The sequence below is a fragment of the Rhodococcus sp. 14C212 genome (genome assembly GCF_011058195.1).
Classification (GTDB): domain Bacteria; phylum Actinomycetota; class Actinomycetes; order Mycobacteriales; family Mycobacteriaceae; genus Rhodococcus; species Rhodococcus aetherivorans.
Genome location: NZ_JAALEH010000162.1, coordinates 1 through 6,654 on the forward strand (window position 1 = coordinate 1; position 6,654 = coordinate 6,654).

Annotated in this window: 1 protein-coding gene; it reads left to right on the forward strand. The window is 76.5% G+C overall.

Features of this window, described 5'->3' with window-relative positions:
* On the forward strand, positions 1-6,654 hold a 6,654-nt coding region (locus G6038_RS29995), incomplete at both ends, for a non-ribosomal peptide synthetase (RefSeq protein ID WP_165042466.1).

A 6,654-nucleotide genomic window follows, 5' to 3' on the forward strand; every position in this document is an offset into this window, starting at 1 on the left:
CACCGACCGTCCCCGCCCCGGCAGCCCCGGACCGGCCGAATCCGTCGAATTCGCCGTCCCCGCCGCGCGGTTCGAGGCGCTGCGCCGCCTGGCCGCCGCGCACGACGCCACCGCGTTCATGGCGGTGCACGCCGCCGTCGCCGTGTGGCTGTCGGCGTGGACCGGGGGGCGCGACGTCGCCGTCGGCTCCGGCACCGCCGGCCGCGAGCACCCCGACCTCGAGCCTCTCGTCGGCATGTTCGTCGGCACCGTCGCGCTGCGGCTCGACGTGGACCCGGCCGCGTCGTTCACCGAGCTGCTCGCTGCCGCCCGTCGCGCCGACCTCGACGCCTACGCGCATGCGACGGTGCCGTTCGACCGCGTCGTCGACGCGCTCGGCTTCGCCCCGTTCCAGGTGATGCTCGCCTACGACAACGTCGCGGTGCCCGACCTCGCACTGCCCGGGCTGAGCGTGCGCGCCGAGGAGATCCCGTCCGGCCGTGCCAGGTTCGACGTGGAGATCGCGGTGCGCGAGCTGCCCGACGGCTCGCTGCGCGGACGGGTGATCTACGACGGCGGGTTGTTCGAGCGCGCGACGGTCGCCGCCGCGGTGGCCCGCCTGCACGCGGTGCTCGACGCGGCCGTCGCCGCGCCGCAGGCACCCGTCGGCGATCTCGACGTCGGCGCCCCCGACATCGTCCTGGCTCCGGCCGGGCCGGTGGCGACGCTGCCGGAGCTGCTCGCCGCGCATCCACTGCGGGTGAGCGCGCCGGGCGGCGCACCGATCGAGTTGATCCCGGCCGCAACACCGTTGGCGTGGCACCTGATCGAACGCGGCCTCGGCCCCGAGGACCGGGTGGCGATCCTGCTGCCGCGGTCGGTGGACTCGGTGCGCGCGGTGGCCGCCGTCGCGCTGACCGGGGCGGCGTTCGTGCCCGTCGACCCCGCCCAGCCCGCGGTGCGCATCGCCCGGCTCCTCGCCGACGCCGGGGTGCGGCACGTCGTCGCCCGGTCTGGTACGTCGCTGCCCGACGGTGTCGCACTCGTCGATCCGGACGCGGGATCCGCGCGGTCGGGAGAGATCGCCGACGCCGACCGGACGCGTCCGCTGCGGCCCGACCACGCCGCGTACCTCGTCTACACCTCCGGCTCGACCGGCGCCCCGAAGGGCGTCATCGTCACCCACCGTGGGCTCGCGCCGCTCGTCGCGTCGCTGCGGCGCCGGATGGACCTGGACCCGCAGGCGCGGGTGCTGCACGCCGCGTCGCCCACATTCGACGCGTCGGTGCTCGAATACCTCATGGCGGCCGCGGCCGGCGGCACCCTCGTCGTCGCGCCGCCCGACGTGTACGGCGGCGAGGAACTGCTGGACCTGCTGCGCGCCGAACGGATCACGCACTGGTGGTCGACGCCGGCCGTGCCGGCGCAGCTCGACCCGCGCGGGCTCGACGACCTCCGGGTGGCGACGTTCGGTGGGGAGGCATGGCCGGCCGAGACGGCAACCCGCTGGGCGCCCAGCCGGACCTTGCTCAACGGCTACGGCCCCACGGAGACCACCGTCTTCGCCACGATGAGCGCGCCGCTGCGTGCCGGGCAGCGCCCGCCCATCGGCACCGCGCTCGACGGTGTCACCGCGCTCGTGCTCGGCCCGCGGCTGCGGCCGGTGCCCGTCGGCGTGGTCGGCGAGCTGTACCTCGCCGGGCCGGGCCTGGCCCGCGGCTACCTCGGGATGCCGGGCCTGACCGCGAGCCGCTTCGTCGCGTCCCCATTCGGCGGCGGTCGCATGTACCGCACGGGTGACCTGGTGCGCTGGACCGGTGTGTCCTTCGGGCGGCCGGAGCGGCACGAAGGACACACCGGCGGCGGAGCCGCCCTCGAGTTCGTCGGGCGCGCGGACCATCAGGTCAAGCTCCGCGGGTTCCGCATCGAGCTGGGCGAGATCGACGCCACCCTCACCGGGCATCCGGCGGTCGCCGCCGCCGTCACCGTCGTGCGCGGCGAGGCGCTCGTCGCGTACGTGCACGGCCCCGCCCGTCTCGACCCGGCCGAGCTGCGGGAGTTCGTCGCCGCACGGCTGCCGCGGCACATGGTGCCCGCCGCGGTCACCGTCCTCGACGCGCTGCCGCTGACGAGCACCGGCAAGATCGACCGCGCCGCGCTGCCCGAGCCCACCGCGGCGTCGGACCGCCCGACCGCCGGATATCGCAGCGCCGCCGAGGAACTCGTCGCCGGTGTCGTCGCCGACCTGCTCGATCTGCCCGGCGTCGCCGCCGACGACGACTTCTTCGCGCTCGGCGGCAACTCGCTGCTCGCCACCCAGCTCGCCGCGCGGCTCGGCGCCGTCGCCGGTCACCGCGTCGGCGTGCGGGAGATCTTCGAGCACCCCACCGTCGCCGGCCTCGCCGCCGCCGTGTCCGATCCGCTTGCCGGCGAACGCCTTCCGCTGTTGCCGACCGGCGGCAGCGGTCCGGTGCCGCTCGCGCCGGCGCAGCAGCGGATGTGGCTCGCCAACCGGCTCGACGTCGCCGACGCCGCCCCCGGCGACCACGTCGCGTTCGCCGTCGATCTCGCCGCCGGCACCGACCTGGACGCCCTCGCGGCTGCCGCCGCGGACGTGATCGCCCGGCACGCCGTGCTGCGCACCGTGCATCCTGACGGCCCGGACGGGCCGACGCAGCAGGTGCTGCCCGCCGTCGCGCTCGACCTCGCGCCGCGCGCCACACCCGCCGACCTCGACGACGCCCTCGCCGACTTCGCGCGCACCGGTTTCGATCTCACCGTCGACCCGCCGCTGCGCACCCGTCTCTACCGCACCGGTGCCGGCTACACCCTCGCGGTGGTGTTGCACCACATCGCCGTCGACGGGCTCTCGCTGCTGCCGCTCGGCCGCGACCTCGCCGTCGCCTACGCCGCCCGGCGCGACGGGCGCACCCCGGCGTGGCCGCCGCTGCCCGTCACCTACCGCGACTACGCCCGCTGGCAGCACACCCTGCTCGGCGACCCGGCCGACGCCGACAGCCTCGCCGCCCGCCAGCTCGCGCACTGGACCCGCACCCTCGCCGGCGCGCCGCCGCTGCTGGCCCTGCCCACCGACCGTCCGCGCGGCCACGGCGACGGCACCGCCGGGAGCGTGCGCTTCTCGGTGCCCGCCGAACTGCACGCCGCCGTCGACAAGCTGGCCCGCGCCCACGACGCGACGACGTTTATGGTCGTGCACGCCGCGCTGTCCGTGCTGCTCGCGACCCTGGCCGCCACCGAGGACGTCACCGTCGGCACGCCCGTCTCCGGGCGGGTCGACCCGATGCTCGACGACGTGGCCGGCATGTTCGTCGGCACCGTCGCGCTGCGGCTGGCCGTGCCGGCCCGCGCGACGTTCGCCGAGCTGCTCGCCGACACCCGCCGCGTCGACCTCGACGCGTTCGCGCACGCCGACGTGCCGTTCGACCGTGTCGTCGACGCCCTCGGCGCCTCCGCGTCGCGGCACCACCCGGTCTTCCAGGTGATGCTCGCCCACGAGAGCTTCGCACTGGACGGCCTCGACCTGCCCGGCGTGACGGGGGTGCGCGAGATGTCCACCGGCACGGCACGATTCGACCTCGAGGTCACCGTCCGCGAGAACCGCTCCGCCGCCGGCACCCCCACCGGGCTCGACGGGGTGCTCACCTACAACCGCGGCCTCTTCGACCACGACACCGTCGCCGCGTGGGCGCCGTTCCTGCTGCGCATCCTCGACGTGGTCACCGCCGACCCAGCCGTCGCCGTCGGCGGCATCGACCTGCTCGGCCCCGACGGCGACGCGTCCGCACCCCGGACGGGCCCGGCGACGGCCACGCTGCCCGAGCTCGTCGCCGAGCAGGCGCGCCGCCGGCCGGATGCGGTCGCGCTCACCCACGGCGACGACGCCCTGACCTACGGGCAGCTGCACGCCCGCTCCGGGGCGCTCGCCGCGCTGCTCGCCGAGCGCGGGCTCGGCGTCGAGGACGTCGTCGCCGTCGCGCTGCCGCGCTCGCTCGACCTGGTGGTGGCGATCCTCGCCGTCGCCCGCGCCGGCGCCGTGTACCTGCCGCTGGACGTCACGCACCCGCCCGCGCGGCTGCGGGCCCTGCTCGACGACGCCGCCCCCGCCGCGGTGCTGTGCGACACCGGGTTCGCGGCCGACACCGATGTGCCTCTCCTGCACGTCGATGCGCCCGAGGTTCGACAACGCCTGGACGCCGGCGCCGAGTTCGACGCGGCCGTGCCCGCCGGTGCCGGCGCGTACCTGATCTACACTTCCGGCTCCACCGGCACCCCCAAGGGCGTGCTCGTCGGGCACGAGGCCGCCGCGGCGGTGTTCGCCGCCACCACCGACTTCGGGTTCGGGCCACGCGACGTGTGGACCCTGTTCCACTCACCGGCGTTCGACTTCTCGGTGTGGGAGATGTGGGGGGCGCTGACCACCGGCGGGCGGCTCGTCGTCGTCGACCACTACACCGCCCGCGACCCCGGGGCGTTCGCCGCGCTGCTCGACGGCGAGGGCGTCACCGTCCTCAACCAGACCCCCACCGCGTTCGGCCAGCTCGCCACCGTCGACACCGCGCTGCCCACGCTGCGGCTGCTGATCTTCGGCGGCGAGGCCCTCGACCCCGGGCGGGTCCGGCCGTGGCTCGCCGACCGGCCGCACGTGCGCGCGGTGAACATGTTCGGGATCACCGAGACCACCGTGCACGTCACCCGCGGCCCCGCCGGCGAGCCCGGCGTCGGGCGGCCGCTGCCCGGGGTCGACGTGCAGACCCTCGACCGGTCGCTGCGGCGCACCCCGCCCGGCACCGTCGGCGAACTCCACCTCGCCGGAGTGCAACTCGCCCGCGGCTACCGCGGCCGCCCCGGGCTGACCGCCACCCGGTTCGTCGCCGCGCCCGGCGGCGCCCGCCGCTACCGGACCGGCGACCTCGGCCGCCGCGGCCGCGACGGGGTGCTGCACCACCGGGGCCGCGCCGACGACCAGGTCGAGCTGCGCGGTTACCGCATCGAACCCGGCGAGATCGAGGCCGCGCTGTTGCGCTGCGAGGGCGTCACCCAGGCCGTGGTGGTGCTGCGCGACGACCGGCTCGTCGCCTACCTCGTCGGCGGCTCACCCACCGGGGCGCTGCGCGAGTTGCGCCGCACCCTGCCCGACTACCTCGTGCCCGCCGCGGCCGTCGCGCTGGACGCGTTGCCGCGCACCGCCAACGGCAAGCTCGACCGCGCGGCCCTGCCCGCGCCCACCGTCGCCCCCACCGGCGGCCTCGCCCCGCACGGGCCGCTCGAGGAGCTCGTCGCCGAGGTGTACCGGGAACTGCTCGGCGTCGGCCCCGTCGGCGCCGGCGACGACTTCTTCGACCTTGGTGGCAACTCGCTGCTCGCGACCCGCCTCGCCGGGCGTCTCGCCGGCATCGCCGACGTCGACGTCACCGTCCGTGATGTGTTCGACGCCGCCACCGTCGCCGACCTCGCCGCGCTGCTCGCCGCCCGTGCCGGCACCGGCCGTCGCCGCGCGCCGCTCGTCGCGGCCGGCGACGACGCCCCGGCGCCGTTGTCGCCGGCGCAGCAGCGGCTGTGGTTCGTCAACCGGCTCGACCCCGGATCCGGCAGCTACAACCTGCCGTTCGCGGTGCGGCTCGACGGCCGGCTCGACGTCGCGGCGCTCACCGCCGCCGTCGCCGACGTCCTCGCCCGGCACCGCACCCTGCGCACCGTGTACCCCGACGCCACCGCGCAGGTGGTGCGGCCCGTCGCGCGGCCCGGACTCGCGCCCGTCGCCGTGCCCGCCGAGGGACTCGACGAATTCGTCCGCGAGTTCGCCGCCCCCGGCTTCGACCTCACCCGCGAGACGCCGGTGCGGATGCGGCTGTACCGGCTCGCGCCGCGGCGGCACGTGCTCGCGGTGGTGGTGCACCACATCGCCGCCGACGAATGGTCGCTCACCCCGCTGCTGCGCGACATCGTCGACGCCTACACCGCCCGGCTCGCCGGGCAGGCGCCGCGGTGGGCGCCGCTGCCGTTGCAGTACACCGACTTCAGCCGCTGGCAGCGCACCGGCGCCGACGAACAGCTCGCGCACTGGACGCGCGTGCTCGCCGGGCTGCCCGACGAGGTGACCCTGCCCGGCGACCGGCCGCGGCCCGCGCGCCCTACCGGCCGCGGCGCCACCCACCGGGTGACGGTGGATCACGTCGTCGCCGAGGGTGTGTCGCGGCTCGCGCGGGACGGTCGTGCGACGACGTTCATGGTGCTGCACGCGGCGCTGGCCGTGTTGCTGGCCCGGCACGGCGCCGGCGACGACATCGCCGTCGGCACCGTCGTCGCCGGGCGCGGCGACCCGCAGCTCGACGACCTCGTCGGCATGTTCGCCGGCACCCTCGTCCTGCGCACCCCCGTCGACCCGGACGCCACCTTCGCCGACCTGCTCGCCGAGGTCCACGCCCGCGACCTCGCCGCCTACACCCACCCGGACGCGCCGTTCGAGACCCTCGTCGAACGCCTCAACCCCGCCCGCAACCCCGCCCGGCACCCGCTGTTCCAGGTCGCCCTGTCGCTGCGCCGCCCCACCGTCGACGCGTTCGAGCTGCCCGAGCTGACCGCGCGGGTGCTGCCGGTGGCCGACGAGCACGCCAACTTCGACGTCCAGCTCGTCGTCACCGAGACCGGCACCGG